This is a genomic window from Neochlamydia sp. TUME1 (assembly GCF_000813645.1).
In the GTDB taxonomy this organism is placed as follows: domain Bacteria; phylum Chlamydiota; class Chlamydiia; order Chlamydiales; family Parachlamydiaceae; genus Neochlamydia.
On sequence record NZ_JRXI01000062.1, the window covers coordinates 1 to 3,276 of the forward strand.

General features: G+C 36.9%; 1 protein-coding gene. It reads left to right on the top strand.

Annotated elements, in window-relative coordinates:
- The first annotated feature begins 70 nt into the window (after positions 1 to 70).
- Positions 71 to 3,004 carry a tetratricopeptide repeat protein gene (locus DB41_RS02745; RefSeq protein ID WP_039384016.1) on the top strand — a complete coding sequence of 978 codons (2,934 nt, stop codon included), beginning with the start codon at positions 71 to 73 and terminating at the stop codon, positions 3,002 to 3,004.
- Positions 3,005 to 3,276 lie beyond the last annotated feature (272 nt).

Genomic DNA, 3,276 nt, shown 5'->3' on the forward strand with positions numbered 1-3,276 from the left:
GCCCTTTCGTTGAGGTGAATAGGCATTGGTTGGGGGGTATCTGAACTGTTACGTAAAAAAGATGATTTCTATGAATTTAGAGAGCTTAAATACCCACCCTCTTATATTTCCTGCCTTTAACAATTCTATTTCTCCTCTAGGGGCTACGTCAGTATATGCAGAAATTGCTTTAAAAATATTTAAAAAATTAAAACTACGAGATTTGTGCCAAGCCAAGCTCGTATGTAAAGAATGGAAGCAGCTAATTAAAAGCAGCTTTTTAGATGAGGAAGAAGCTTATACGCAAGCTTTAAAACGTGCTATTCAAAAGGAAGATGTTATTAAAGAAGCTTTTTGTATAGAAAAACTAGCTGATCTGTATGTAAGAAAAGCCACTTCTGAAACACTCCTGCAAGCCGCTGGGCTTTATAATTATGCTCTACATAATGCCTCTTTAGGCCAGCAAGCAATTATTAAAGAAAAGCTATCAAAAGTCGAAGTTTTGCTTAGTAAGGCTTGCACAGGAGAACCTGTAGATATTCCTAAAATCAAAAAGCAATTTGGGAATAATCGCGAAGGATTAAAAAAATTTAGGGAGAAAATAGAAGAGAAAATCCAAGCTCTCGGCTCCGATCCTTCCCCTGAAGAAGTTCGAGAGCTATTTGGTGAGCTCGCTCAACAGATAAAAGCTTTTTTTGAAATTATTGTAGAGCAGAGTGTAGACACTTTAGGAGCTGAGCCTTGCGAGTATGCCATGATAGGTTTTGGCTCATTAGCTAGAGAAGAGGTGACACCTTATTCCGATTTAGAGTTTGGCATTCTTATAAAAGAAGATAATCCAATAAATCGAGAATATTTCAAACGTCTGACCTCTTTAATTCACTTGAAGGTTCTTAATTTGGGAGAAACTATCCTACCAGCTTTAAATATTCCTTGCTTAAAAGCTATAGATTTTTTCGATGGGATTACTCCGCGGGGTTTTGCTTTTGATGGGGCAGGAGTAGAAGGAAAGGGCTGTAAAACTCCTTTCGGCAATGGTAAGACGTTTGAGCTTATTCAAACACCGGAAAAGATGGCTCAATACATTAGCAAAAATGAAAAAGACCAATGGTGGCATGAAAAAGAGCCCCATCTTCCCATGGAGCTTCTGAATTTTACTCATTTGTTAGGCAACAATGAATTAACTGAGCAATACAGACAAAAAGTTCAAGAAAAGCTCACTATCCCTTATCGGGAAGATATTAATCTTCGACAGCATTTAGCAAAATATCATTTAGTTCAAGAAGATATGAAAGCTTTTAATCCTGAAATGGGTAGTTTAGAAAGGCAGGGCATGCTTTTTAAAGTTAAAAATGATTTTTATCGCTTTCCACATCTAACATTGGATAGGTTAGCTCTTCTTAAAAAAATAGTAGCTTCGGATACATTTGGTAGAATTGATCAGCTAAATAAATTAGGAGTTATAACGGAGGGCGCCGCTGAAAGGCTAAAAGACTGGGTGAGTATAGCGCTATTAATGCGCCTTAAAACCTACTCCCATTATCAAGCGCAACAAGAGATGATGAACCCTCTAATTAAGCCTTTTGGATTTGATGAGCCTGAGCTCATCAAAAAGCAGTTTGCTTTAGACCAGGAGGCATTAGAAAAGATAAAAAAGATTTATCGCATCTTTATTCCCTTTTATCAAGTTATACAAGAATTCTTAGCCGGTCATGAAGACAGACTTAAGTCTTCTAATTTAGAAGATAACTCACCTGAGACGCAGGGAGATATAGCCCGCAGGCTTTTCCAGCATAAAAAAGCAGAAGAATGGTATCTTCTAGCAGAAAAAGATAACCCAACTAATGCTAGGGTTTTGGATGCCCTTGGGATCATTTATCTCGAGCAAGGTAAGTTGGATAAGGCAGTAGAGTATAGTAATAAGGCGATTAGCATCTATCTCAAGCTCTTTGGTGAAAACCATCCTAAGGTTGCAACCACCTGCAACAACCTAGGAGCAATTTATCAACATCAAGGCAATTTAAAACAAGCAGCTGAGTATGCTAAGAAAGCGCTCGCTATCGATCTAAAGTTTTTTGGTGAAAGTTATCCTACTTTGGCAATCCGTTATACCAACCTTGGGCAAATTTATCAAAATCAAGGCGATTTAGAACAAGCAGCTGAGTATACTAAGAAAGCGCTCGCTATTGATCTAAAGCTTTTTGGTGAAAATCATGAAACGACAGCAAGAGATTATAACAACTTGGGAGGCATCAACCAAAATCAAGGCAATTTAAAACAAGCAGCTAAGTATGTCAAGAAAGCGCTCGCTATCGATCTAAAGCTTTTTGGTGAAAATCATCTAGTTGTGGCAAATGATTATAACAACCTGGGGCAAATTTATCAAAATCAAGGCGATTTAGAGCAGGCGGCTGAGTATGCTAAGAAAGCGCTCGCTATCGATCTAAAGCTTTTTGGTGAAAATCATCCAGCTGTGGCAAGGGATTATAGCAACTTGGGAACAATTTATCTAAGTGATATAGATCTAAAACAGGCATTTAAGTATGTCAAGAAAGCGCTCGCTATCGATCTAGAGCTTTTTGGTGAAAATCATTCCGGTGTGGCAACAAATTATAACAACTTGGGAATGATTTACAAAAAACAAGGCGATTTAGAGCTGGCGGCTGAATATGTTAAGAAAGCGCTTGATATCGATCTAGAGCTTTTTGGTGAAAATCATCTCAATGTGGCAAGGGATTATAACAACTTGGGAACAATTTATCTAAGTGATATAGATCTAAAACAGGCATTTAAGTATGCAAAGAAAGCCCTCGCGGTTAATCTTAAGCTTTTTGGTGAAAATCATTACGAAGTTGCAATAAATTACAACACTTTAGGAGCAATCTATCAACAAAAAAGAGATATAGGATCGGCGATTAAATATACGCGAGAAGCACTTAGAATAACCATGAAGTTGTATGGCATCCATCATCCAACTGTAAAATTAATAAATGCCAATCTGCAACAATTGCGATTAATCTTTTAAGAGATTCTGTGAAAAGAGATTCTTCAAAGATTTACGGGGTAAAAAAATATTTAATATTGAAAATAGCTAAATAGTACTACTTCGTTAGGTTTAAGAGGTATCAAAAAATAGCCTTTTAGATGAGTCATGAATAGCTTGGCAAAAAGGGCAAATAGTAATGTAAAATAAGCTGTTAATTAATCTTCTTACTTGAGGCAGAGTCATTGAGATTTTTTTTATCTTTTGCCTGGCATTTCAGTAAGGTTAAGAAGCTATAAGCCATAAAACATACC

What these genes read in the sequence shown, in the direction of transcription:
- DB41_RS02745 (WP_039384016.1), top strand. Translation starts at nt 71, where the DNA reads ATGAATTTAGAGAGCTTAAATACCCACCCTCTTATATTTCCTGCCTTT.